The following is a 26631-nucleotide window of genomic DNA, read 5'->3' as shown; positions in this document are numbered from 1 at the left end:
GGTGCTTGCCGCCCGAACCCTTGGTCGGGCCCTTCTTGTCAGCCATGCCTCCAGTGTAAAAGCAGGCAAGAACCAGCAAAACATCTGTCGGTCTCAATATCTGCCGGGTGAAGGCACGCCGTACCGTTATAGATCAGGCCGCGCGGATTGTTCCTGCGAGTCATCCCAGAGTGGCTACCTGGTCAGGATCTGGGAACTCCATCCACTCGACCGGGGACTGTCCCTTCAATGCAGGTGTGACGGCGATGTGGGCCATGGACGACCGGCCTGAGGCGCCATGCCAGTGTCTGATGCCCGCCGGGCAGAAGACCACATCACCGGGTTCCAGCCTGCGGGGCTGATGGCCCTCCTCCTGCTCCCACCCCTGCCCGGCGGTGACAATCAGGAGCTGGCCATGCGGGTGGGTGTGCCAACGGTTGACGCACCCGGGTGCGAAGGTCACATTGCTGGCTGAGCATTCCGCGTCCGGATCAGTCAGCCGATGCAACCAGACATGCCCGGTGAAGTTGGGTCCGTCTGCCGAATCCCCCAAGGGGTAAGGCCCTGAATCCGGCCCGGTTCCGGTTGCAGTTGCGGTGGTGTCCTGGCTCTTGGCGTCACTGTCGCCCTCACCGTAGACCTCCTTGGCCAGGCCGAAAGCCGACCATGCCTTGGGCCAGCCTGCATAGAAGGCCAGGTGGGTGATCAGCGCCACCATTTCAGTGCGGGTAACGCCATTGTTCTTGGCCATGGTCATATGGCTCTTTAGCTGGGGGAAGAGCCCCATGCTCATCAGACCTGCGCAGGTGATCATGCTGCGGTCCCTGGCAGAAAGCTCATCCTCGCGGGACCAGACCTGGCCGAAGAGCACATCATCGTTGAGGTGGGCGAATTGTGGTGCGAACCGACCGAGCTGGTCGTGGCCCGCCGTCTGTTTGATTGCCATGGGTTGATCTCCTTGCCATCATCTTGGCCGTGTCATTCCGGCAGATTCAGCTATACCCCTTCGAGTGCGCTCGAAGTCAAGGAAGCCCAGGCTGTCCCGGATGATCAGCGAGGTAGGCAGGGCGAGGGCTCCGGGATCCTCGGTGACAGGCGGGATGCCGGCTTTGCGCAACCGTGCGATCAGGGCGGACTGTTGGCGGGACTGCCCGGTCTCGGGCTTCCGACCCAGCAGAATATCCGCTGCGGCATGTCCTATGGCTCGGCGGGGGATACGAATCGTAGCAACGGCCGGCTTGACGACAGGGGCGACCATGGTGTTGTCAAATCCGATGACGCCGACCCTGTCGGGCACGGTGACTCCTTTGGATTGCAGTCCCAGAATGACTCCGGCGGCGATCAGATCATTGTAAGCGACCACAGCGTCGGGAGGTTCCTGCTCCAGAGCGGCGGCAGCCTGCCGGCCGCCTTGGACAGTAGGATCCACTGGCCCCATTCGCCGGCATTCCAACCCCATGGCCCGGCTGAGTGATTGTATGCTCTCCCAGCGGGATCGGTCGGACCAGGCTCCCACCCGGCTGGCTATGTAGACTACGGACCGTCGTCCCTGCCGCCGTAGCAGTTCCAGGGCTTGGGCCAGACCGGTGGAGGCATCGGGCAGGATGGAGGGAAGGCCCTCCATGGGGCGGTTGATTACCACAAGAGGCAGGCGTCGTGCCAGGCGCCGGGCCGTAGGCGCTCGGACCTGATCAGTGGCCAGAATGATCCCACGGGTATGGTCGACCAGGCTTTCCAGCAGATCTTCCGTCCGCCCCAGCTCGGCTCCGGCCTCGATGATGCCGACCGCACCTTGCTCAGGCAAAGCCTCTTGAGCGCCGGCAAGAATCTGGGAGGAGATGCCGTTGGAGGCATCCTGGACCAGAAAGGTTATCAGGACCGGCCCGGTCGCATCCCCGCTGGGGGGATTGACAGGCAGGGGGTAGCCCATGGATTGGGCCAGGGAGCGGATCCGGGCGGCAGTCTGCGAGTTCAGTCGACCGGGATTGTTGAGTGCGCGGGAGACCGTGGACGGGGACACTCCGGCCCTTGCGGCCACGTCGATCATGCGCATGCGTCGGTGCCCTTCCCGCCCCTGTGTGGGCTCCGGGGATCTCCTGGACAAGCCTGATGCTCCGTTCCTTGCCTGATATGGCTGCACTGGCATTGTATACGGTCTGCCTGCAGGTCGGCGCTGATGCGTCCGAAGACCTCCTCGGTCAGCGGATAGCAGCGGATGAGCAGGACAGAGATGGTGAACATGACGGCAGGTACCAGGCCCACAGCCAGTCGCATATTGGCGCCCAGGGCTGGATCCTGGGCAACATTCATACCAGGCCTGTAACCGAGGAAAGACAGGATGGCCGGCCCCGCCCATCCATTGATGGCCGCTCCGACCTGGCGGGTGATGCTGAGGGCGGCCATGGAGGCTCCTGCGGTGTTTCCATTGCCGGTCCGCCACTGCTCGTACTGGACCGAATCCGCCTGCATGGACCAGATGCAAGGGGTGATGACCTGCACACCGATGCCGTTCAAGGCTATGCAGGCAACGGCAGGCCAGGCGGATCGGACCAGGATGAAGGCCAGCGAGGATCCGATGACCATCAGCCCGCCCAAGGTCCAGGTGCCCCGCTTACCCAGACGCTGCACCAGCCAGGGCGAGCAGGGGGCTACGACCACCCCGGCAAGGACGCCCACCAGGGTCAGGGCGAAGGTGACTCGTCCGGTCAGCCCAGGGTTGCCGACGGTCAGGACCTCCTTGGCGACGATCGGGGCCAACGAGGCCACCGGGTTGGTCATGAACAGGGTGGCCAGACAGACTACCAATAGAGGACGATTGTCGGCCAGGAGTCGCAGATCCTCTTTCAGGGAGGAAGGAGGGGCTGCCGGAGGCAGGTAGCGCTCCCTGGTGGTCCGGGCCATGATCAGATAACCCAGGGAGCCCAGCAGACAGCAGGCGGCGACCACCGGAAGAAAGAGTCGGGAGGGGTCCATGTCGTTGACCCGCGGAGCCAGGGTAAAGGTCAGGACGACCCCTGCCGCCGCTCCGCCGAAGGTGCGGGAAGCCGCCAGGCGCTGACGGTCATCGGAGTCCCGGGTCATGGCTCCCAGCAGGGCCCCGTAGGGCACGCCGCCCAAGGCTCCAAGGAGCTGATAAAGCAGGTAGGTGGCGATGGCCCAGCCGATGCGTACCGGCATGGGCGCGCCCGCCGGGATGGTGTACATCAGGGTGACTGAGATCATCATCGGCAGGCCGAAGACGACCACCAGTCGCCGCAGACCGCCCTCCTTGTCCTTGGCGCGGCCGTCGGTGATTCTTCCGGCGACCAGGTAGACCAGGGCCTGGAAGAGGTGGGCTCCCAGGAAGATGTCGGCCACCAGCATGGGGTCCATGCCCAAGTAGAGGTAATAGGTGGTCAGAAAGAGGTTGGTCATCTGCCAGCCGATGTTGTTGGCGGCATCGCCTAGGCCGTAGCCCAGAATGGCGGACCTGGGCAAGGACTCAGCGTTCATGGTCGTCCTCGGCGATGAGGCAGGGAAGGGAGGCGGGGGATTCCGGTCCGGGTCCTGCCGCGTTGATGGCGCTGACGCTGACTGTATACTTGCCGGGCTCCAGGTCACTGAGGGTCAGGGTGGTCTGCTTGGCAGCCAAACGCAGTCCTGTACTCTGCCCACGGGCCATTTCGCGTAGGGTGACCTGATAGGCCTGTAGAGGGATGCCTCCGTCGCTCGGGGCCGACCAGGAGGCCTGCATGGTTTTACCGGAAGAGGTCAGCCTGGGCTTGCCTGGACGCCCGGGCGCATGTCCCAGAATCAAGGAATCGCCTGGGGGAGAGGGGGACGAGACTCGACCATCCTCGGTGGTGAAGGCTGCCATGACGCGATAGATGCCTGGAGGAACCTGTCGGAAACTGTGGGTCTGCCTGCCGGCGGGCAGCCAGACGGTCGGCTCGGGCTCATGATCGTCGGTTGGTTTCAAGGTCAGTTCGTATCCTGAAAACCCCTGAGGGACCTGGTCAACAGTCAGACGGACGGTCATGTCTGCCAGATCGATGCTGGCCTGAGGGTCGCCGGGGCAGGGCAGCGCCGGGTCAGTCCTTCCGGCTTTGGGAGGGCCCATGTGCAGTTCAAGCAGGTCTGCAGGTTCGCCGATGCCCGTGGAGTTGCACTCCTGCAGGATCATCCGCCAGGAGCCGAAGGGGATTCCGTCCAGGTCGGCCCGTCCTTGGGACCGGTCCAGGTAGAAGGTCATGGATCTGCCGTTTCGGTCGCGCAGAAGGACCTGGGTGGTGCTCGGCGCGTCGGCCTGGTGTCGGATTGGTCCGTGCCGCCAAGTCAGCCGCAGACAGTGTCCGTGAGGCTGGGCGTCAATGCTCTTGGGGGCTGCAGGTATGGCTGGCAGACGATGGCGGGCGAAGGCCATGATCTGGCTCAGCTGCATGGCGTACCGTCCTCCTTGATAAGGATTGGCGCGCAGCCGCGTTGCCTCGATTCTGATGAACCTGATATTGCTCATTGGAGCAAAATCGAAGGCCTGCGGCCGACCGTCCACCGGCAGCGGATAGTTGTGGCGGCTGCAGACCCGAGTCCAGCTGCGGCCGTCCGATGAAAGGCTGATGGAGAAGTCCAGCGGAAAACCCTGACCCTGGTTGGGGTCAGTCAATCTGTTGCTGGTTGCGTACTCCACCACGCCGAAGGAATCGGTGCCTGACCACTGGCTGGACTGGTCCGCGCCTCCGGATGGATTGCGGCCCCGAGGTGCCAGAACCACCTGGGACAGGGTGGCCGCCTTCCGCATCTCCAGGAGAATCCACTCCGGGCGATTCCGGTTGCTGACGAAGCTGGACCATCCGAATCGGTTGTAGGCGGCTCCGAGACGACCGTCGACCAGGGCGGCCCTTGTCCATCCTGGCAGATCAGACTGGGATGAGACCTGAACCCGGGCACCAGCGGCAAGATTGGCCCGGGCCTGTCGGGGAGGCCGGCGTCCAGCGGTGAAGGTGACCGTTACCGTGGCCGTCTCCTGCAACGCCCCTTGGAAGCGCACGCGGGCCCGGTAGAGGTGCCCAGGTTCCAGGCCGGAGGGATCGACAGTGTAGTAGATATCCTGCTCGTGACGCAGGTTCCCCTTCATCCTTTCCAAGCTGAAGGCGCCCTCGGCATCCTCCAGGACCTGGGCGCTCCAGTGCTCGCTCATTGCGCCTCCCTCCTGGCGCAGATGGATGCAGTGTTTGACCTCCCGTGATGCCCATTCCACTCGGCCCAGGTCGATGCGGGGGTGTGCGGTCCCCAGCCGTGGCGGAGCGGCATGGTCGATCCACCCCAGGAAGTTCTCCTCCCGGAAGACCTGTCTACCCTGCTTGCGCACACACAGGACCAGAAGGAGTCGGGACCCCTGGCTGGCCTGATCCCTGGGCACGGTGATGGTCACGGGTACGGTCCGCCAGGATGCATGTGGGACCTGCACCCGTCGGCGGCCTCGGTCGACAACCACCCGTCTGCCCCCTGGGCCATTCTGCCAGGCCACTTGCCAGACCAACTCAAGGTCGGTTCCCCGACGTTCCTCGTCATTGTGGACAATGATGGTGCGTCGGCTGGTCGTTCCGCGCGGGTAGATCCTGTGGGGCTGACCCAGGCGTGGTTCACGGTCGAATTCCTTGTCGTAGGCGGAGACATCTGCGAAAGAGGCAGCTATATATCCAAAGGCCGGCCCCTCCTGCCAGGGGTCATCCTCATCCCGCCAGGGATCGAACTGGGGGCGCAGCAGCCTTTTAGGGTTGAGCCCCCTGCGGATTCTGCGCCGGTCCGGTTCCAGGCAGGCCTCGACGTTGTCGTAGATGAAAGCGGAAATACAGAAGGGCTTCCAATCGACTACTCGCGTGGTCCGTATGCCCCTGGTCACCCGTCCGACCTCCCGGCCGAAGTCCGCCCGGGAGATGGTGTCCGGATCTCCGTTGAGCCGGCCGTGATAAATGTCGGCAATCCGTCCCTGCCCATCGTAGCGGGGGATGCCTGCGGTGGAGACCGAGAATTCCTCGCCGGCGGCCAGGGGTAGGGGCGATTTGATGTCGTAGAGGGCATAGATGTCTGGAGCCGAGGTCATGCCAGAGGGATACCCCCCGTAATAGTGGCGGGAATCCTCGTCGGTAATGGGGGCATTAAAGCCGTCATTGACCACTGGCCGGGTGCCGTCCTGTTCATGCACGGCCGCCTGCAGGGCTGGGATGAGCAGGTCGCCGTCCTTGGGGTTCCATGCCTCGTTGGTGGTGGACCAGAGGACGATGCTGGGGTGGTTCCGATAGGCCCGCACCCATCGCCGCGTCCACTCGACATAGTGGCCAATGGCTTCAGGGCCGTAGCTCATGTGGAGGGGCGGATCCAGTTGCACATTGGCTGGAGAGCCTGGATTCCAGAAGGCCGTCTCCTCCTCAAGGAGCATACCGGTCTCGTCGGCGCGGTCGGCCAGGGCTTGAGAGGGGACTGAGCGGATGTGGTTGCGCAGAATATTGAAGTTGGCATGTCGATAGGCGTCCACCCAGGCCTTGGTCATGTCCTGACCGGATTGGTTGTCGTCAAGGATCAGCCCATAGGCATCGCCGGCCTCGTTGATCAGGTCGCGGCTGCCCTGGTTGAGCAGGCAGAGGGAGTCGCCGCGCAGCCGGATGGGGATGCCATTGAGCAGGTACCGGTCTCCTTGGCGCTGGAATTGCCGGAAGCCGAATCGCTCCTGGGAGCGGTCGATCACATGGCCACCGATCTCGAGAACAGCATGCATGACATACAGGAAGGGATCGGTCCGGGACCAGTAGTGGGCGTCCGGCCAGGCGATCTGCAGACGGACGACCTTGGAGGAGCGGGGATTCAGTGAGCAGGACACCGGGTTGAAGGCCAGCACGGCCCGGCCCTTGGGCATCGAAGGCTTCCAGGGACGGACCTCGGCCTTGAATCGCAGATTGCATGGGTGTTTGCTGGTGTTGGTCAGGGTCGCGTTGAGCTCCAGCCGGTCGTTGGAGGGGTCGGCGTCGCCGCCCAGATCGGGGATGATCTGCATGTCCTCGATGCGGACCCTGGGCCTGCTGCCGAGCCAGACGTCGCCGCCCAGCCCCAGCCGTCCGACGATGTTCTCGGTGCCGAAGGGGAAGAGCAGCCGGCCGGGGCCCTCAGCAGGAGCCAGGGCATCGGCGGGAAGGGATTTGACGCCCCAGATCTCGATCCTCATCCGGTTGCGTCCGGCATGAACCGCCCTGGTGACGTCCAGGTCGTAGGGCAGCAGCGTCATCAGATAGCCGCCGGTGGATGGCGGCCCCACCTGGATTGCGTTGATCGACACCCTGCCCAGGGTGGCCAGGGCGTCCAGGTGCAGGATCACGTCCTCGTTCGGGTCGAGGGCACCCAGGAAGAATTCCCTGAGGTAGACGCCATGGTGCAGGTCCCGGCTCCAGGAGTCCGGATAGCCGGTGGTCTCCGGCAGGCTGTCCCACCAGGTGGGCACCATGACGGGGTATCCCCGGTCTCCGTCGTCGGGGTGGAAGTCCCAGATGCCGTTGAGATTGAGTTTCATGCCGCCTCGCCTCGCTGCCTGCTGCTGCCGGTTCCCGACCGCCCGTCATGGCCGGTCAACAGGCAGGTTACATCGTATTGAGGCGTTGCCATTTATTGCCAATCCGGATCCGGGCGGCGGAGGTGGCCAAGGCCTGCTTCAGGGATGGGCATTCCGGGATGGTCGGCGAACAAGCAGACACTGGCATGCCAGCGCCAGGCCTCATCGGCCCGACACGGGACTGATCAGTCCGAGACGTCGGCCTTGTAGAAGTTGACGTAGGAGCGCGAAGGGGTCGGCCCACGCTGGCCCTGGTAGTGGGAGCCGTTGTGCTTGGACCCATAGGGGTACCGGGCGGGCGAGGAGAGTTGGAAGAAGCACATCTGGCCGATCTTCATGCCTGGCCAGAGCTTGACCGGCAGGGTGCTCACGTTGGACAGCTCCAGGGTGATGTGCCCCTCAAAGCCGGGATCGACGAATCCGGCGGTGGAGTGGGTCAGAATGCCCAGACGGCCCAGGGAGCTCTTGCCCTCCAGCCGGGCGGCCAGGGTGGAGTCCAGCTTGACATACTCCCAGGTGGATCCCAGAACGAACTCGCCGGGGTGCAGGATCCAGGGTTCGTCTTTGGGCACCTCGAACTGCTCGGTCAGTGCACCCTGGTCCTCCGCCGGATCTACGTAGGTGTACTGGTGATTGTTGAAGACCCGGAAGTAGCGGTCCAGGCGTACATCCACGCTGGAGGGTTGGACCATGGCCGGTGTCCACGGGTCCAGATTCAGGTGTCCTGCCTGATGGGCATCCAGGATGTCATGGTCGCTGAGCAACATGCCGAGGTATCTCCTTTAGGTTCGTTAATCGAGGGTCTCTCGTCGGGCGGGAAACCATCCGAAATCCAGTCTAACCGGCCCTATGCCCGCCTTCTGATCCGGCTGGATTCACAGAGAATTTTCAGATAACACTATCGTCACCATAAGGTAGCTGTTCTTTACTATAAACATCGGCTCAAAAACCGAACGGGCGGTTGACCTCCGTCCGACAACTGATTTCCCTTTCTTCTCTCTCGCCCGGCGGTGTTCACGCACCGCCGGGTTCTCTTCATTTTGGGGGAGTATCGGTGCGCCGACGTTTCACGTGAAACCAAGTAGACAATGGCTCGATTGAGTTCGTTAAGGACTATTACAGTACGGTCGGGCGTTGGCAAATCCATGAGCGTTGGCAAATCCATGAGTCGTCCAGTGTTTGTCCGGGCCGGGCCTTTGTTCCTTGAGCTTCCGCCCCCCCCCCCCTGTATTCGAGACTCGAGACTGGCAGATCTCCAAGATGGGATTGAAAGTTCCGCACAGCCGCCTTCTGGCATCTATATAAGTTGTGCTCCGATGCGCGGTCCGCACCCTGGGCACAGGATTAAAGGTAGCGGTCGAAGATATGGAAGAACCCCCGTCAGTTATGGCTATGACGGGGGTTCTCCACCGGGGGGAGGGGCGGCGATCTTCTTGCCTTCGGCGGCTGAGGGAAGAGGGGGACTATCACATTGCCGAAAGCAGTCCGAACTCCGCTCCCTCCCCGGTTCGAGCGGCCGGGTGCCGGTGCTGGGCCCGACTCATTCCCGAGGCCAGGAAGAGTGGACCAAGCAGTGCGGCTATCCGACCAAGTGTGTGGGTCACATCAGCCTTACTCCTGGGGAGCCTTGGCTGACATGGCCTTGTGGAAGATGGCCACGATGATCAGGGCCAGTAGGGCGGCCAGTGCCATGACCCAGAACATGTTGGCTACCTGGGCCTGGACGCCGGTCTTGACACCTGCCAGGGCATGTGACCCGAATTGGGGATTGGCCATGAGTCCGCTGTAGACAGCCATGCCGATGGATGCCGAGGTGTTCATCATCAAATCCCCGATGCCGATGCCGCGTCCGTTCTGGTCCACTGGCAGGGTGGCCGAGAAGGAGTCGTAGAGGGGCGTGTAGGACATGGTGATGCCAGCAATGAAGACCGAGGCCAGCGCGGTCAGGACCCAGAAGCCCGAGGTGAGCATCAGGGCCGAACCGGCAGCTCCGGCGAGCATAAGCAGGGCGGACAGGATCAGCATGGGCAGGCGTCCCATGGCGTTCATGATGACTCCGGACAGGCAGCCCACCAGGGTGGCCACGATGTAGACGATGGTCAGGCAGAGGGAGACCTGGCTCAGGGAGATCCCGTAGATGCGGTCGCCGATCACGTTGTAGATGGGCACGCAGGCGAAGTTGAAGAAGTAGAAGACGAAGAGGGCCAGCAGGACAGCCATGTAGGCGCCGTTGGTCACGAACCCGCGGCTCAGGAAGGGGTTGGCGCCCTTCCAGACATAGGCGGCGAAGATCAGGATCAGGACGGCCAGCACCCCCAGCATCCAGGTGGCCGGGAAGGAGAAGTAGACGGCTACGAATCCGGCGATCAGCGCGAACAGGGCGATGCCGAAGACATCGATGCGCTCGCCCTTGATGCCGGTGTCAGGTGTGTACTTGAGCACCGGGGGGATCAGCAGGATGGAGACCAGGGGCACCAGGAAGAGGTAGCGCCAGTCGATGGAGGTGATCAGTCCGCCGGCGAAGATGCCCACGGCGGAGGAGGCGTAGTAGACGGCGTTGAAGATGCCCAGATAGAAGGCACGCTCCTTGTCGCTCAGGTACTTCATGGCCATGACCAGGAAGACCGAGCCGGCCACCTGACCGCCCGCGGTCTGGATCATGCGGGCCAGGACCACGGCCCAGAAGTTCGATGCGCCGAAGAAGCCCAGGAGGCTGCCGATGATCAGGGCGCCCACGCCGAACAGGGTCATCTTCCGGGGGGAGATGTAGTCGCAGAGGGTGCCGTAGAGCATGCAGACCACGCCCAGGACAATGCCGGGCAGGGTGCTGATCAGCGAGGCGTTGGCGGACATCCCCAGGGAGTCGCCCACGTTCTGGAAGACCAGGTTGAAGGCCTGGATCATCAGTGTGCCCAGCAGGAAGATGGTCAGCAGGGCCGGCAGGGCCCGCTTGGTGCTGCGGCGGTTTTCGTCCACGGTCGTTTCGGTAGCCGTTGTGGTGATGGATTCGCTCATGACTGCCGTCCTTTTATCGTTCGCTCTCGGTCTTGCGCACCAGGGTCAGGAGCCTGTCCATGAAGCGCCGGGTGAACCGCTCGGTGTCGACCGACAGGGCCACCTTGGTGTTCTTGACCGTGTCCAGGAGCCTGCTGGGGTCGCCGATGGTACGGGCCCGCTGTGGTCCCTCGGTCTCGACCATCAGGTTGGTGGCGAAGGTGGTGACCAGGCTGGGGTCGATGGCCACGGCGGCGGCCAGGGGGTCGTGCAGGTTGCAGCCGCCCAGGTAGACCCCGCTCTCCTTTTCGCTGATGTCGATGTAGTAGTCGGTCATGTCTGCCAGGAAGCGGCCGGCGCTGGTGCCTGTTGCGCGCAGGGCCTCGGTGTCCTCGCGGCTCATCAGAGCCTGGGTGGTCACGTCCAGACCAACCATGGTGATGTCCGCCGTGGTGGCGAAGACCCGATTGGCGGCCTCGGGATCCTGGTTGATGTTGGCCTCCGCGAAGGGTCCCACGTTGCCCGGCTGGGTCAGTGTGCCGCCCATCATGACGATGCTGATGCGGTCGACGATGTCGGGGGCCTTTTCCAGGGCGGCGGCGATGGTGGTCAGGGCGCCGGTGGGCACCACGACCAGCTCGCCCTTGGGGTAACGGCGGACAGCGTCGATGATGAAGTCCACCGAGCTCTGCTGGCTGGCCTGCCGGTCGGTCTGTGCAGGGATTTCGACGTTGCCGGTGCCGTTGGCCCCGTGGAAGATCTCGGAGTCCGGCGGAACGCTGAAGGAGTCGGCCGTGCTGGGGTGGTCGATCCCCTTGAAGACCGGGATGTCCTCCCTGCCATACATGGCCAGCAGCCGCAGATCGTTGTCGACGCCTTGGTCGAGCACCACGTTGCCGTAGGTGCCGGTGATTCCGATCAGTTCGGCATCCGGGGAGCCCAGGACGTAGGACAGAGCCAGCGTGTCGTCGATGCCAGTGTCCAGATCCAGGATGATCTTGGGGACGGTTTCCTTGCTTGCTGACACGTTGGTCTCCTTCCCAGAAGGATGGGCAGCCCCAACCCTCTGCTTACCTATGTCGTGCCTTCCCTAGGCTGATTCGTTACTGCCGTGAAACAAACAACCTGTTTGATGTAACGTTTCATCAAACTGTACGGAGCTAAACTACCTGCGGCTTGGAGGCTTGTCAAAGCGCGTTGGGGGGTGTTCGCCATCAGGGCAGAGACCTGCAAATCTATCGGTGATCATGCATTCGCAGGTTGACGGCCGCTTTTCCTCGCACTCGACGATAATGAGGGGTATGACTTTAGCGACCCCTGAACAGTATGTGGCGATGCTTGATGCAGCCAGACGGAGGTCCTATGCCTACCCCGCCATCAATGTGACCAGCACCCAGACCCTGAACGCGGCCCTGCAGGGGCTGGACGAGGCCCAGTCCGACGGAATCATCCAGGTCTCCGTGGGAGGTGCCGCCTACCTGTCCGGACAGCGCCTGGCCGACCGGGTGGCTGGCTCCATCGCCTTCGCCAAGTTCGCCCACGAGGTGATCGCCCGTTACCCAAGCATCACCGTGGCCCTGCATACGGACCACTGTGCCCCGCAATACCTGGGCGAGTGGGTTCGTCCCCTGCTGGCCTATGAGAGGGACCAGGTGGCTCACGGTCAGGAGCCGCTTTTCCAGTCGCACATGTGGGACGGTTCCGGCCTGCCTCTGGGGAAAAACCTGGCCACGGCGGCGGAGCTGCTGGAGCTGTCCCGTGCCGCCCACACCATCCTGGAGATTGAGGTGGGCACAGTCGGCGGCGAGGAGGACGGTCACTCGGCTGCCATCGACCAGCGGCTCTATTCCTCGCCCGAGGACGGCCCCAGGGTGGTTGATGCCCTGGGTCTGGGCGAGCGCGGCCGCTACATGGTGGCTTTCACCTTCGGCAATGTGCATGGGTCATATAAGCCAGGTGTGGTCAAGCTACGGCCCGACCTGCTGGGGCGGATCCAGGCCAGGACCGCCCGAGCCATATCCGATGGGGAGATTGGCGGCATCCCTTCCCCGGGCGCCCCTGCCGATAAGCCCTTCCTCTTGGTCTTCCACGGGGGCTCCGGCTCACAGCCGGAGGAGATTGCCTCGGCAGTTGCTCATGGCGTGGTCAAGATGAACGTGGATACCGACACCCAGTACGCCTTCACCAGGGCCGTGGCAGGGCACATGTTCGCCAATTACGACAAGGTCCTCAAGGTGGATGGGGAGGTCGGTGACAAGAGCGAGTACGACCCCCGTTCCTGGGGACGCCAGGCCGAGGACGGGATGGCTGCCCGAGTAGTCCAGGCCTGCCATCAGCTGGGCAGCGCAGGGCGGGCCATGAGATGATCGCTGATTTCCAGTTCGAACATGGTCCTGTGGGCGGGACAGTCATGATCGGCTGCTGAGCCTATTCGGCCTTTTGATGCCAGGGTTGGTTCCTGGGTCGGTCGGTCTTCCGCTCCATACATGGGGTTAGGCTCGTCTATGGATGGTCTGCCTTTGTTTTCCTTGAATGGCGACCAGTGGATAAGGAGCATCGTATGCCGGGAATCGTGATTGTCGGAGCCCAGTGGGGCGACGAGGGCAAGGGCAAGGCAACGGATCTGATCGGCGAGCACATGGACTACGTCGCCAGGTTCAACGGGGGCAACAATGCCGGCCATACCGTGGTCGTGGGCGACCAGGAGTATGCCCTCCACCTTCTGCCCTCGGGAATCATTCACCCGACCATCACCCCGGTCATCGGCAACGGCGTCGTGGTCGACCCGGCCGCCCTCTTCGAGGAGATCGATGTGCTCCAATCACGCGGTGTGGATTGCAGCCGGTTGAGAATCAGCGAGTCCGCGCACATCATCGCCCCCTATCATCGGACGCTGGACAAGGTGACCGAGCGCTTCCTGGGCAAGCACAAGATTGGCACGACCGGCCGTGGAATCGGCCCGGCCTACGCCGACAAGATCAACCGTGTAGGCATTCGTGTACACGATCTGTTCAACGTCGACCACCTGCGCGACAAGGTGGAGGCCAGCCTCCACCAGAAGAACCAGATGCTGGTCAAGCTCTACAACCGCCGGTCCATCGAGGTGGAGGCCACCGTTGAAGAGCTGGCGGGATACGCTGAACGACTCAAGCCATACGTGGCCAACACCTCGCTGATGCTCAACCAGGCTTTGGAGCAGGGCAAGAACGTCCTCTTCGAGGGGGGACAGGCCACCATGCTGGACGTGGATCACGGCACCTACCCCTTCGTCACATCATCCAACTGCACGGCCGGGGGTGCCTGCACCGGTACTGGGGTGGGCCCGACCAAGATCGACCGGGTGGTCGGCGTGGCCAAGGCCTATGTGACCCGCGTTGGGGAGGGGCCCTTCCCCACGGAGCTGGACAACGATCAGGGCGAATGGCTGCGCCGTCAGGGCCACGAGTACGGGGTGACCACCGGCCGCTCCCGTCGCTGCGGCTGGTTCGACGCGCTGGTCAGCCGCTATGCAGTACAGATCAACGGCCTGACCGACATCGTGCTGACCAAGCTGGATGTCCTCTCTGGTCTGGAGACCATCCCGGTCTGCGTGGGCTACGACATCACCCGGTCCGACGGCTCCCGGGCCAGGGTGGATCAGATGCCCGTGGACCAGGCCGAGTTCCAATCCGCCCAGCCGGTATACGAGGAGCTGCCGGGCTGGCGCGAGGATATCTCCGGCGCCAAGAGCTTCGAAGAGTTCCCGACCAAGGCCAAGGACTACATCCACCGTCTGGAGGATCTGTCCGGCTGCCGCATCTCGGCCGTGGGCTCGGGTCCGGGCCGCGACCAGATCGTGCAGATCCACTCGCTGATCGACTAAGGAAGATCCATGGCTCTGCCCTGCCTGACCGCCTTCCCTGGGGCGGTCGGTACGGGAATCATCATCTCCACGGACAGGCCTCTGGGAGAACGGCTGCACGGCGCCATCATCGATCTGATTGAGGGTTACGAGCGTGCCCTGTCACGGTTCAGGCAGGATGCCATACCTGCGCAAATGGCCCAGGCTACTCATGGGGGCAGGTTTGTCTTTCCTGACTACTGCCAGGGGCTCTTTGACTTATATGACAGGCTGTATTCCGCCACCGACGGGGCCTTGGACCCCATGGTGGGCGAGGACTTGACCCGTCTGGGCTACGGCAGGCAGCCGACCTTCCGGTTGCAGGCCGATGCCGCCGGTCATTTGGGACGGATCCATGGGCGACCGACCTGGGGTGGTGACCTCAGCCGTCAGGGTGCCGTCCTTATGACCGCCGGTCCGGTCAGCCTTGACTTCGGGGCGGTTGGCAAGGGCTATCTGGTGGATCTGATTGCCGACCTGCTCGAACCTTGGGTCGAAGAGTATCTGATCGATGCCGGCGGCGACATGCGTATGCGGACCTCCCGCCCGGTCTCCATCGCCATGGAGGATCCCGGCGATCTGTCTGCAGGCGTGGGCCGGATTGAGCTGTCCCATGGCTCCTTGTGCGCCTCGGCGCCCAGCCGTCGCCACTGGACCGACCGGTCCGAGAATGCCGCAGCAGCGGGACTGACAGCCCTTCACCACATTTTGGATGCCATCGACGGCCGCCCTGTCGACCATGTGCTGGCCTCTTGGGTGGTGGCTGATGGAAAGGATGACGAACACCCCACGGGCCTGGCTGACGGTCTGGCCACCGCCCTCTTCCTGGTGCCGCCGGATGCGCTGGCCGCCCAGTTTTCCTTCTCCTGCGCCCTGATGTATGCCGACCGACAGGCCGTGGTCTCCGACGAATTTCCTGGCCGGTTCTTTACTGACTCCAATAACCATTTGTCCACATAGTGGACCAGTCTCGCTGGACCGGCCGACGTCAGGCCTATGGTCGGCACCAATGCGGATGTGCAGAGAACGCATCCGATTCGTGAATGATGAAGGGAGGTTCGCCGTGATGACCAGCTTGACAGACACCCGCCGATTCGGCACCGTGTCCGCACGAATTATTAGCCCGTCCTCACCGGCGGACTGACTCGACAATCTTCATTGTTCGACCCCGTCGGAAGGCGGGGCTGGACGCATAGGCTTCATCGCATCAGACCCTGCCAACAGCGGGGTTTTTCTATAAGGAGATGAGATGAAGTGACGGCAAACGACGTCAGTGTTGCTTCCCCGGCCTCGGCAGCCTCCGTGTCCGGCAGCACCCGTGTGACCCGCAGCTCGGTTCGCACAGTCATCGGGGCCTCCATGGTCGGCACGGCCATCGAGTTCTACGATTTCTACGCTTACGGGACGGCTTCGGCCAACTATTTCCCCAAGCTCTTCTTCCCCAAGACCGATCCGACCGTGGCCCTGCTGGCATCCCTGCTGACCTTCGCCATCGCTTTCATCGCGCGGCCCTTGGGATCCTTGATCTTCGGACACTTCGGTGACCGCCAGGGACGCAAGACCACGCTGGTGGTCTCCCTGCTGACCATGGGCTGCTCCACGGTCCTGATCGGCGTCCTGCCCACCTACGCCACCTGGGGACTCTGGGCCGTGGTGGTCCTCTGCCTCTGCCGGTTCGTCCAGGGAATAGGCCTGGGCGGTGAGTGGTCCGGCGCGGCTCTGGTGGCCACCGAGAACGCCCCGGAAGGCAAGAGGGCCCTCTACGGCTCCTTCCCTGAGCTGGGCGCCCCCATCGGTTTCTTCCTGGCCAACGGGACCTACTTCCTGCTGGAGATGTTCTGCACCCCCGAGCAGATGCTGAGCTGGGGCTGGCGTGTGCCCTTCCTGCTCTCCGCCATTCTGGTGGTCGTGGGGCTGGCTGTGCGCGTCTCCATGCAGGAGACCCCCATCTTCCAGATGGCCGTGGATCAGCAGAAGGTCGTCAAGACCCCGCTGCTGGAGGTCTTCCGCAAGAGCTGGCGCCAGGTGCTCCAGGCCACCTTCCTGGTCGCGGTCACCTATACCCTCTTCTATACCCTGGCTACCTGGTCGCTGGCCTACGGCACCAAGCCCAAGTCCCAGGGCGGCGGCGGACTGGGCTTCACCAACCAGGAGTACCTGCTCATGCTTATGGTCTCCATCCTGGTCTTCGCCCTCTTCATCGTGCTGGCCTGCGTCTATGCGGACCGCATCGGCCGTCGCCGGGTGCTGATCGGCAGCTCCGTCATGCTGGTAGTCTTCAGCCTGGTCTTCCCCTACCTGCTCATGGCCCATCACAACACCTTCCAGGTCATGGTCTTCCTCTGCGTCGGGTTCGCCCTGATGGGCATCGCCTTCGGGCCCATCGGCGCCTTCCTGCCGGAGCTCTTCGACGCCAACGTGCGCTACTCGGGTTCCGGCATCGGCTACAACTTGGCGGCCATCGTGGGCGCGGCCTTCGTGCCTACCATCGCCACCTGGCTCTCCTCCCACTGGGGAGTGCGCTCGGTCGGGCTCTACCTGGCCGTTATGGCGGTCTGCTGCCTGGTGGCAGTGCTGACCTGCCACGAAACCAAGGATGTGGACTTCACCAAGTAAGCCTGGATGCATCCCGCCGGCCGGTTCCTCGAATCGTGCCGGTGTCCGAACAACGAATTGCGGACAGTCCATCTGGCCATATCACGAGTATGGTTGGAGGCATACCGTATCCACAGGGTACGGATCGGGGTCAAGGACAAAATCCGTCGCCCCGGTCGAAAGAGCATCGTCCGCCTGGAACAACGACAGGAATTCACAGTATTTTGCGTTCCCCGGCCTGGAAGAGCCGGTCCGGTTGGACCGCACATAAAGGAGTGTAGATAATGGCAGCACAGATCTGGTATGAGAAGGATGGGGACCTTTCGGTTCTGGATGGCAAGAAGGTGGCCATCATCGGCTACGGTTCCCAGGGACATGCTCATGCGCTGAACCTGCGTGATTCCGGTGTGGATGTGGTGGTCGGCCTGCGTGCCAACTCCAAGTCGGTGCCCTTCGCCAAGGAGCAGGGTCTGGAGGTCAAGACCGTGCCCGAGGCCACCAAGGAAGCAGACATCGTCATGATTTTGGCCCCCGACCAGTACCAGCGCAACATCTGGCGGGACGACATCGAGCCCAACATCAAGGAGGGTGCGGCCGTCGCCTTTGCCCACGGGTTCAACATCCATTACGGCTACATCAAGCCCAGTGCCGACCATCCGGTCTTCATGGTGGCCCCCAAGGGCCCGGGCCATATCGTTCGTCGTGAGTATGTCGCTGGTCGTGGCGTGCCCGTGGTCGTGGCCGTGGAGCAGGATCCGCGCGGCGACGCCTGGGACATCACCCTTGCCTATGCCAAGGCTCTGGGTGCCCTGCGGGCCGGTGCCATCAAGACCACTTTCAAGGAAGAGACCGAGACCGACCTCTTCGGCGAGCAGGATGTGCTCATGGGCGGCGTCAACCATCTGGTCGAGGCCGGCTTCGAGGTGCTGACCGAGGCCGGCTACCAGCCTGAGATCGCCTACTTCGAGGTCTGCCACGAGCTCAAGATGCTGGTCGATCTGATGAACGAGGGCGGCCTGAACAAGGCCCGCTGGTCCTGCTCCGACACCGCCCAGTACGGTGATTTCACCTCCACCGTGGTGGACGAGTCCACCAAGGACAGGATGCGTCACCAGCTGAAGCGCATTCAGGACGGCTCCTTCGCCAAGGAGTTCATCGATGACCAGGATGCCGGCGCCCCCAAGTTCAAGGAGCTCCAGGAGAAGTACTCCCACGAGAAGATCGAGGAGGTCGGCCCCAAGCTGCGCGCCATGTTCTCCTGGAACAAGGACGTCAAGGATGCCGACGAGGCCCAGTCCTTCACCGGCAAGATCGCCCGTTCCCAGGTGCAGTGACCTCTGGGTTCTGTCGGGAGGAGCCTGCCTGGCCCGACTGACCATTCAGTAAATGGCCGTTCCCTCATCCGGATGCAATGCCGATGAGGGAACGGCCATTTTGTTATTCCCGAAATTCATATTGCAGTTGCGCGGTCAGATTGTTCGTTGACCGGATTGGTCATATGGATGTGCGAAATATTCAATGCCGGAGGATATTGGTAGTGCCCCGCGGCTGGAACGACCATCTGCGGGGCACCATTGGTTATAAGGGGAAGTGGTCCTTCTGAAGTGATCCTTCTACAAGGTGTCCTTTGTTCCCGCCGCCTCAGCGGGTGGATTCGGCGCCGGACACGTCCATGTCCTTGAGACGCACGATCTTGGTGTGGTTGACGAACTTGAAGCCCAGGTAGAGGACCAGGACCAGTACCACGCTGAAGTATGTCATGGCCATGTGCGACCAGTTCAGGCTGAGCAGGGAGGGGATGTCCTGTCCGGCGATGACGATGACGCAGAGCACCATGGCCAGGATCGGGCCGAACGGATAGAGCTTGGAGTGGTACTTGAGCTCGCTCAGGTCGTGCCCCTGGAGCTTGAAGGCCCTCCGGAAGCGGAAGTGGCTCAGGGCGATGCCGATCCAGGCGATGAACCCGGTCAGTCCTGTGGCGGTCACCAGCCACATATAGAAGGACTGGCCGAAGATGCTGGAGGCGAAGGTGGCCAGGGACATGCAGACCGTGGCCACCAGCGCCGCCAGGGGGATGCCCCTCTTTGTGGTCTTGGCGAAGATGGCCGGGGCATAATGGTCCTTGGCCAGTCCGTAGAGCATGCGGCTGGATGCATAGGCCCCGGTGTTGACGGCCGAGAGGATGGATGTCAGCACCACCGCGTTCATGACGCTGGCCGCCGAGGCCAGGCCGGCCCGCTGGAAGACCAGGGTGAAGGGCGACATGGCGATGTTCCCGTCAGAGGCTCCCAGGAGGTTGGGGCTGGTGTAGGGGATCAGGGCGGCGATGACGAAGATGGACAGCACATAGAAGAGCAGGATTCGCCAGAAGACATCGTTGATGGCCTTGGGAACGGCCTTGCCGGGGTTTTCGGATTCACCAGCGGTCACACCCACCACCTCGGTGCCCTGGAAGGAGTAGCCGGCAATCAGGAAGACGCTCATGATGGCCGGGAATCCTCCCACGAAGGGGGCATCCTTGTAGGTGAAGTTCTTCAGGCCGACTGCAGGTTGGAACATGATTCCGCAGATCATGGCCATGCCGATGACCAGAAAGACGATGATGGTGGCCACCTTGATCAGGGAGAGCCAGAACTCGGTCTCGCCGAATGCGGAGACCGTCAGGGCATTGATCAGGAAGACGATGACCAGGACCAGCAGGCTCCAGATCCATCCTGGGGTGTGGGGCAACCAGTACTGGATCAGCAGGGCGGCGGTGGAGATGTCCACGGCACCCGAGATGGTCCAGTTCAACCAGTAGTCCCAGCCCATGGCAAAGCCCAGGGCCGGATCCACGTAGCGGGCGCTGTAGGCGGCGAAGGATCCCGACACCGGAAGGTGGGTGGCCAGCTCGCCCAGACTGGTCATCAGGAAGTAGACCATGACGCCCATGGCGATGTAGGCCAGAAGTCCTCCGCCGGGACCGGCTGTGGAGATGGTGGAGCCGGAGGTCATGAACAGGCCGGTGCCGATGCAACCGCCCAGGGCGATCATGGAGATGTGGCGGGTCTTGAGGTTGCGCTTGACGCTGCCGTAGCCATGATGCTCTTGCCCGGCCCGGTCGGATTGATTGGTGTTCGACGCTGCATTGCTGGTGTTCTGCGTCATGATCCTCCTCCTTTTGGCTGGGCGACGCACCGGGGAGTCCGGGGTCGTACTGAAATTGCGATTCCTGATACACCGGCCGGATGCCGGAATAGGTTCATATGGCCGGGTCCTTGAGCCGGTCCTCGAACGCTTAGGGAGTCTATGCCATTGGTATGGCCTTTCGACTCCCTTGGTCACAATGTGTCATGGTAATTGGCAAACCTGTCATAGCGATTCCGGATCTCCGCTCAAATCCATCGTCTCCAGAGGCACAATCCGGGTATGGTTCCGGACCTTGTAGCCCAGGTAGAGCGCGAGTACCAGAGGCACGCTGATGTAGGTGACGCCGATCTCCTGCCAGTTCCAGTTGACGAAGGCCTCGAAGTTCTGCCCGCCGATGACGATGACACATAGGACAAGGGCCAGGATGGGCCCCAGGGGGAAGAGTTTGGCATGGTAGCGCAGTTCATCAACCCGGTGGCCCTGGACCACCCAGGCGCGGCGGAAGCGGTAGTGGCTCAGGGCGATGCCGATCCAGACGATGAATCCTGTCAGCCCCGAGGCGGCCACCAGCCACATGTAGATACGCTGGCCGAAGATGCTGGCGGCGAAGGTGGCCAGGGAGACCACGAGAGTGGCGACCAGCGAGGCCATGGGGATGCCGTGACGGGTAGTGTGGCCGAAGAAGGCCGGGGCGTAATGGTCCTTGGCAAGGGCGTAGAGCATTCGGGTGGAGGCATAGACACCCGAGTTGGCGGACGAGAGGACCGAGGTCAGGATGATGGCGTTCATGACGCTGGCCGCCGAGGCCAGACCCGCCCGCTGGAAGACCAGGGTAAAGGGCGACATGGCGATGTCTCCTTGCGCGGAGCTGAGCAGATTGGGGCTGGTGTAGGGGATCAGGGCGGCGATGACGAAGATGGACAGGATATAGAAGAGCAGGATCCTCCAGAAGACATCATTGATGGCCTTGGGTACCGCCTTGCCGGGGTTTTCGGACTCGCCGGCTGTGACGCCGATCAGCTCGGTGCCTTGGAAGGAAAAGCCGGCAATCAAAAAGACGTTGAGAATGGCGGGGAATCCGCCCACGAAAGGCGCATCCTTGTAGGTGAAGTTGCCCAGGCCCACGGCCGGCTGGAACATGATGCCGCAGATCATGGCCAGACCGATGACCAGGAAGACGATCACTGTCACTACCTTGATCAGGGAGAGCCAGAACTCGGTCTCGCCAAAGGTGGACACGGTCAGGGCGTTGATCAGGAAAATGACCACCAGGACCAGCAGGCTCCATATCCATCCTGGGGTGTGGGGCAGCCAGTACTGGATCAGCAGGGCGGCGGTGGAGATGTCCACAGCCACGGTGATGGCCCAGTTCAGCCAGTAGTTCCAGCCCATGGCGAAGCCCAGGGCCGGATCCACATAGCGGGCATTGTAGGCGGCGAAGGAACCGGAAGTGGGCAGGTGGGTGGCCAGCTCGCCAAGACTGGTCATCAGGAAGTAGACCATGAGGCCCATGGCCGCATAGGCCACCAACGCGCCTCCTGGCCCGGCCTTGGAGATGGTGGAGCCGGAGGTCATGAACAGGCCGGTGCCGATGCAGCCACCCAGGGCAATCATGGTGACGTGTCGGGTCTTGAGGTTGCGTTGGACCCGGTCGTCGGATGCGGAGGGACTGGCCTTTCCGCCCTGCCTGGTCGCCATGACTGCTCTTTTCCTCGAACTGACCTGAGAGCCCTATGGCGACGGTTCCGGTCGGTTCCGCTCAGGCGGAATCCAGACGCATTGCCTGTCCGTGACACTGCACATAGCGCTCCGCAACATGGGGTTGCGACAGTCCCGGACCTGTTCGACCCGGGCCCAACGGGACGGATGGGCGGATCCGTGCCGTTTCGGCCGAACTTCCTTTCGCCGGGAATACGCGACACCGTACTGTCTGATCCCGGTTACTGATAGGTTCGGCGACCTCTTCAGTGATTTGCAATTACCGGTCAGCATAGAGGGATTCTCAGACAAGGCCCAAACGGATCCCTTGTCTTCGATGATCGATAGGCAGATCTGCAATGTCCCTGGCCATGCTGAGCGGTCCTGGTCATGCCGGTCGACTGTCTTAGGATAAGTATGAATTCGTTAGGAAAGAAGGCAGCGACTGATGAAGGTCGACGACATCAAGGTAATCGGCAATATCGGAGCGGGGACCATGGGGCATGCCACGGCGCTCCAGTTCGCCATGCAGGGGTATCCGGTCCGGCTGGTGGACTCCAGCCGCCAGGCCCTGGACCGGGGGAGGGGATTGATCGAGCATGATCTGGATACCTTCATCGGTGCTGGGTTGATTTCCCAGGATCAGAGGGAGAGCGTGCTGGATCGGATTCAGGAGGACACTGATTACGGCATTCTGGCTGATGCCGACTTTGTCATCGAATCCGTCTTGGAAGACATGGATGTCAAGCACCAGGTTTGGCAGCAGGTGGAGACCATAGTTGGAGAGCAGACCATTCTGGCCACTAACACCTCGGGACTGGGGCCCACTGAGATCGCCTCGGTGCTGCAGCATCCTCAGCGGTTCCTGGTGGCCCACTTCTGGAATCCCGCCCAGCTCATGCCCCTGGTCGAGGTGGTGCCTGCTGCGGACACCGACCAGGGCGTGGTGGATACCACGGTTGAACTCATGAACCGCATCGGCAAGCATGCCGTGGCGCTATCTACAGAATCACTCGGATTCGTGGGCAACCGCATCCAGGCGGCGGTTATTCGGGAGTGCCTGAATATCGTGGAACGGGGGATCGCCACACCGCAGGCCGTCGATGAGATCGTCACCTACAGCCTGGGTCGACGGTGGAGCATCCTTGGACCCATCGCCAGCGCTGATTTGGGAGGATTGGATGTCTTCGACAATATCTCCAAGTACCTCTACGACGATTTGGACAACCGTCCTGGCGAGGACCCGATCTTGAAGACCAAGGTTCAAGCAGGGCAGCTAGGCGCCAAGAGCGGTCAGGGGTTCTATTCCTGGCAGGGGGCCGAGAGCCAAGCCATGATCGCCGACCGCGACCAGCGGCTGCTGGAGGCGCTGGTCGCGGACCGCAAAAAGGAGAAAGACCGCTGAGTTCTCCTGCTTATATCACTGCCGCGCTCGCCCCTGGGTCAGCTGATAGGCCACCAGCAGGACAATCAGCCAGATGGGCCCGGCGATGACGGCCACCCGGTAGCTGGGCGAGAAGCACATGAGCACCACGATCATGGCCAGGAAGGCCAGGACCGCCCAAGGGGTCACCCGGGCAAAGGGCAGCTTGAAGTGCAGGGCGTTCAGAGCGCTTTCGCCGGTCCTGCCTGCCAGGTCGCCGGGGCCCTCGCCGCGGGCAACAGCACGCCGGAAGAGCATCTCGGTCACCATGATCATGGACCAATTGATGATGGCCGAGATTGTTGCGATACTCATCAGGTAGTTGAAGGCGAACTGCGGCCAGAGGAAGACCACGACCACGGCCAGGGCGATGATGCAGGCCGAGGTCAGCACTCCTGCGTAGGGCACGCCGCCCTTGGACAGCCGTCCCAGATACCTGGGGGCGTTGCCCTGCCGGGCCAGGGAGAAGAGCATGCGGGAGTTGGAGTAGAGGGCCGAATTGTAAACGCTCATGACCGCTGTCAGACAGACGAAGTTGAGGATGCCTGCGGCTGCATGGACTCCAACCGAGTCGAAGATCTGGACGAAGGGGCTGACGACCATGCCCTGCGCATTGGGCTTGCCGATGGCATTCCAGGGGACAACGGCCATGATCACCCCAAGCGTCAGGATGTAGAAGACCAGAATCCTCCAGATGATGGCGTTGGTGGCCTTGGGGATGGTCCGGCGCGGATCGGAGGCCTCCCCGGCGGTGATGCCGATGAGCTCGGTACCGCCGAAGCTGAACATGACCACCGCCAGCGACATGAGCAGGCCGGTCCACTGGCCGTTGGCCCCGTGCCTCATGAGTCCGTTGGGCAGGAACCCGCCGCCCACAGTGAACCAGTTGGCGAAGGAGGCCCGCAATCCGTTGGCCGTGGGCAGGGCCATGACCACGACGGCCAGGCCGCCGATGATCATGGCGACGATGGCTGCGATCTTGATGATGGCGAACCAGAACTCGAACTCGCCGAACTTGCTGACCCCCATCAGATTGGCTGCCGTGATGACCACCAGGAAGAAGGCCGCAGAGACCCAGGCGGGGATTGCCGGGAACCAGAAGTTGACGAAGGTGCCCACCACGGACAGCTCGACCATGGATACCAGCACGTAGTTCATCCAGTAGTTCCACCCCGAAACGAACCCTGCCCGCTTGGACCAGTAGCGGGTGGCGTAGTAGCTGAAAGCGCCGGACTTGGGGTCTTCCACGCTCATTTCGCTCATGGCCCTGACGATCATGAAGATGGCCAGACCGCCTATCAGATAGGCGATGATGATGGCCGGCCCTGCCAATGAGATGGATTCCCCGGACCCGTAGAAGAGTCCCGTCCCGATGGCGCCGCCCAGCGAAATGAGCTGGATGTGCCTGTTCTTCAGGGTTTTGCGCAGGTTCTTGCCCTGCGACTCCTTGGGTTGATCCATGGGGATGTCGTTCCTTAGTTGGTAGTTGTCAGCTGAATGTGACCGGCTGACAGGGCCAACCCTATAGGAGCCGGTCCGAGCGGAATGAGCATGCCTTTGCATTGTGGAATAGAGGCGTCCGCCATATGAGACGGTCAATTCACCGAATGGTGACCGTCAGGCCCTACCATGGGCGTCGGGCCTGCCGCCTGCTCCCGGTTATCGACACCTCTGTGGTATTGCTGACCTACCGGCCTCGACGGGACGTCCCTTCCTGGACGGCGATGATTAATGGGTTGTGAAGACAAGGAGGTGCAGTCGCATGAACCGTACGGGCAATGGCCCTTTGGCGCAGCAGAATCAAGGTGACAGTGCCTCGGCAGGCGACGGTATGGAACGCGGTCTGAGCAACCGTCATGTGCAGTTCATCGCCATCGGCGGCACCATCGGCACCGGGCTCTTCCTGGGGTCGGGCAAGTCCATAGCCCTGACCGGTCCCTCCATCATCCTGGTCTACATCGGCGTGGGGCTGATCATGTACCTGCTCATGCGGGCCATTGGCGAGCTCATGTATCGCAGCCCCGTCCAGCACACCTTCATCGCCTTCATCAGCCGCTACCTGGGCCAGGGGTGGGGGTCCTTCGCCGGCTGGTCCTACTGGATCGTGCTCATCCTGATCGGCATGTCCGAGCTGACCGCCGTGGGCACCTACTTCGTCACTTTCTTCGGCACCTTTGGCATTGATCTGAGCGCCTGGCGGGGTCTGATCGAGCTGTGCTTCCTGACGGCCATGGTGTGCATCAACCTGATTGCCGTAAGGGTTTTCGGGGAGACAGAGTTCTGGTTCTCCATGATCAAGATCACCCTGATTCTGGCCATGATCGTCACGGCTGTGGTCATGGTCATCACAGGCTTCCACTATCCGGCGGTTCACATGCCGGGACAGGATTGGATCAGCCCGGCCGGACATGCCGGCTTTGACAACATCACCACCGGTCTGAGTCTGGCGCCCAACGGGTGGATGGCCTTCTTCATGAGCTTCCAGATGGTCTTCTTCGCTTACGAGATGATCGAATTCGTGGGGGTGACCGTCTCCGAGACCCAGAATCCCCGCAAGGTTCTGCCCAAGGCCATCAATCAGATCATCCTGCGCGTACTGATTTTCTACGTGGGTGCCCTGGTCGCCATCATGCTGATCGTGCCCTGGCGATCCTTCCGCCCCAACGCTGACGGCAGCTTCACCTCGCCCTTCGTCATGGTCTTCCGCTACGCCGGGGTGGACTGGGCGGCCGCATTGGTCTTCTTCGTGGTCATCACAGCAGCCAGCTCCTCGCTGAACTCCCTGCTCTACTCCGCCGGCCGCAACCTCTTCCAGTTGGCCGCCGCCGGCCGCTCTCCTGTGATGCGCAGCCTCCATACGATTTCGCGTCGCGGCAAGGTGCCCGCCCGAGCCATCATCCTGTCCGGAGTACTAATCCTCTTATCTCCGGTGTTGCATATGCTGCCCGGCTTCGAGAACACCTTTGTCTTGTTCACCTCCTGCTCCAGCGCGGTCATCATCTTCATCTACATCCTGACCCTGCTCGCCCACCGCCGCTACCGGACCAGCAAGGACTTCATGCCCGATGGGTTCATCATGCCTGCCTACCGGGTGACCGGGGCCGTTGCCATCGCCTTCTTCGTCCTGATCTACCTCTCGCTCTTCCTGGCTCCCGACACCCGGTATCCAGCCATACTGGGATTGGTCTGGCTACTGGTATTCGGCGGCATCTGCCTGTGGAAGCATAAGGGTGAGCCGTTGTCGGTCGACTGACCGTCTGCGAGCGTGGGCGCATTATATGGCCTTAAAACGCTAGAAACAAGTCTGTTTTTCCGCTTGCGCTTGGGCTAGATTGATTTTCGGTAGTTGTCAAA

18 protein-coding genes and 1 riboswitch are annotated in these 26631 nt (G+C 62.3%); of the genes, 7 read left to right on the top strand and 11 right to left on the bottom strand.

Annotated features, from left to right (window positions below; translation table 11 throughout):
• Nucleotides 1-160: 160 nt before the first annotated feature.
• From H3T89_RS04685 to H3T89_RS04650, 8 genes are all read right to left on the bottom strand, one after another.
• Nucleotides 161-925, bottom strand: coding sequence for a carboxymuconolactone decarboxylase family protein (locus H3T89_RS04685; RefSeq protein ID WP_198216356.1), 765 nt, complete (start codon nucleotides 923-925; stop codon nucleotides 161-163).
• Nucleotides 926-943: 18 nt separating this feature from the next.
• Nucleotides 944-2032, bottom strand: coding sequence for a LacI family DNA-binding transcriptional regulator (locus H3T89_RS04680; protein ID WP_198216355.1), 1089 nt, complete (start codon nucleotides 2030-2032; stop codon nucleotides 944-946).
• Complete coding sequence (locus tag H3T89_RS04675) at nucleotides 2023-3471, bottom strand: MFS transporter (RefSeq protein ID WP_198216354.1); 1449 nt, start codon at nucleotides 3469-3471, stop codon at nucleotides 2023-2025. Before H3T89_RS04675 ends, H3T89_RS04680 begins: the two co-directional genes overlap by 10 nt.
• A complete protein-coding gene (locus H3T89_RS04670) occupies nucleotides 3461-7519 on the bottom strand; it encodes a fibronectin type III domain-containing protein (protein WP_198216353.1) in 4059 nt (1352 codons plus the stop codon). Before H3T89_RS04670 ends, H3T89_RS04675 begins: the two co-directional genes overlap by 11 nt.
• A gap of 224 nt (nucleotides 7520-7743) precedes the next feature.
• On the bottom strand, nucleotides 7744-8325 hold the full coding sequence (gene dcd / locus H3T89_RS04665; RefSeq protein ID WP_110425991.1) for a dCTP deaminase: 582 nt from the start codon (nucleotides 8323-8325) through the stop codon (nucleotides 7744-7746).
• 699 nt (nucleotides 8326-9024) lie between these two features.
• Nucleotides 9025-9162: a hypothetical protein gene (locus H3T89_RS04660; protein WP_198203135.1), complete on the bottom strand. Its 138-nt coding sequence runs from the start codon at nucleotides 9160-9162 to the stop codon at nucleotides 9025-9027.
• A 7-nt stretch (nucleotides 9163-9169) separates the two neighbouring features.
• Nucleotides 9170-10573 carry an MFS transporter gene (locus H3T89_RS04655; RefSeq protein ID WP_198203136.1) on the bottom strand — a complete coding sequence of 468 codons (1404 nt, stop codon included), beginning with the start codon at nucleotides 10571-10573 and terminating at the stop codon, nucleotides 9170-9172.
• Between the two features lie 13 nt (nucleotides 10574-10586).
• The gene (locus tag H3T89_RS04650; protein WP_198216352.1) at nucleotides 10587-11579 is read right to left on the bottom strand and encodes a nucleoside hydrolase; all 993 of its coding nucleotides are present in this window, start codon (nucleotides 11577-11579) and stop codon (nucleotides 10587-10589) included.
• Nucleotides 11580-11853: 274 nt separating this feature from the next.
• Between H3T89_RS04650 and fbaA the strand changes: the two genes are divergently transcribed.
• The 5 genes from fbaA to ilvC all read left to right on the top strand — a co-directional run bounded on the left by fbaA (nucleotide 11854) and on the right by ilvC (nucleotide 18361).
• Nucleotides 11854-12918 carry a class II fructose-bisphosphate aldolase gene (fbaA, locus tag H3T89_RS04645; protein ID WP_198216351.1) on the top strand — a complete coding sequence of 355 codons (1065 nt, stop codon included), beginning with the start codon at nucleotides 11854-11856 and terminating at the stop codon, nucleotides 12916-12918.
• Nucleotides 12919-13112: 194 nt separating this feature from the next.
• Complete coding sequence (locus H3T89_RS04640; protein ID WP_198216371.1) at nucleotides 13113-14414, top strand: adenylosuccinate synthase; 1302 nt, start codon at nucleotides 13113-13115, stop codon at nucleotides 14412-14414.
• Between the two features lie 9 nt (nucleotides 14415-14423).
• Nucleotides 14424-15392 carry an FAD:protein FMN transferase gene (locus H3T89_RS04635; RefSeq protein WP_198216350.1) on the top strand — a complete coding sequence of 323 codons (969 nt, stop codon included), beginning with the start codon at nucleotides 14424-14426 and terminating at the stop codon, nucleotides 15390-15392.
• A 399-nt stretch (nucleotides 15393-15791) separates the two neighbouring features.
• Nucleotides 15792-17048, top strand: coding sequence for an MFS transporter (locus H3T89_RS04630; protein WP_232348460.1), 1257 nt, complete (start codon nucleotides 15792-15794; stop codon nucleotides 17046-17048).
• Between the two features lie 263 nt (nucleotides 17049-17311).
• Nucleotides 17312-18361 (top strand): ketol-acid reductoisomerase, encoded by a 1050-nt coding sequence (gene ilvC, locus H3T89_RS04625; protein ID WP_121912809.1) that lies wholly within the window; start codon nucleotides 17312-17314, stop codon nucleotides 18359-18361.
• 307 nt (nucleotides 18362-18668) lie between these two features.
• On the opposite strand, the gene H3T89_RS04620 is transcribed toward ilvC, so the two are convergent.
• Together H3T89_RS04620 and H3T89_RS04615 are read right to left on the bottom strand one after the other, a co-directional pair.
• On the bottom strand, nucleotides 18669-20174 hold the full coding sequence (locus H3T89_RS04620; RefSeq protein WP_198216349.1) for an amino acid permease: 1506 nt from the start codon (nucleotides 20172-20174) through the stop codon (nucleotides 18669-18671).
• 204 nt (nucleotides 20175-20378) lie between these two features.
• Complete coding sequence (locus H3T89_RS04615; RefSeq protein ID WP_198216348.1) at nucleotides 20379-21854, bottom strand: amino acid permease; 1476 nt, start codon at nucleotides 21852-21854, stop codon at nucleotides 20379-20381.
• Between the two features lie 96 nt (nucleotides 21855-21950).
• Nucleotides 21951-22129, bottom strand: a riboswitch (Lysine riboswitch).
• Between the two features lie 173 nt (nucleotides 22130-22302).
• Between H3T89_RS04615 and H3T89_RS04610 the strand changes: the two genes are divergently transcribed.
• Nucleotides 22303-23259, top strand: a complete 957-nt coding sequence (locus H3T89_RS04610) for a 3-hydroxyacyl-CoA dehydrogenase family protein (RefSeq protein WP_198216347.1) — start codon at nucleotides 22303-22305, stop codon at nucleotides 23257-23259.
• 15 nt (nucleotides 23260-23274) lie between these two features.
• On the opposite strand, the gene H3T89_RS04605 is transcribed toward H3T89_RS04610, so the two are convergent.
• Nucleotides 23275-24738: an amino acid permease gene (locus tag H3T89_RS04605; protein ID WP_198203144.1), complete on the bottom strand. Its 1464-nt coding sequence runs from the start codon at nucleotides 24736-24738 to the stop codon at nucleotides 23275-23277.
• A 301-nt stretch (nucleotides 24739-25039) separates the two neighbouring features.
• Here H3T89_RS04605 and H3T89_RS04600 point away from each other — a divergent pair, with 301 nt between their 5' ends.
• Nucleotides 25040-26530, top strand: a complete 1491-nt coding sequence (locus H3T89_RS04600; RefSeq protein WP_198216346.1) for an amino acid permease — start codon at nucleotides 25040-25042, stop codon at nucleotides 26528-26530.
• Nucleotides 26531-26631: the final 101 nt, after the last annotated feature.

The organism is Bifidobacterium sp. W8114, from assembly GCF_016101165.1.
Lineage (GTDB): Bacteria > Actinomycetota > Actinomycetes > Actinomycetales > Bifidobacteriaceae > Bombiscardovia > Bombiscardovia asteroides.
This window is presented reverse-complemented; position numbering and strand designations above follow the sequence as displayed.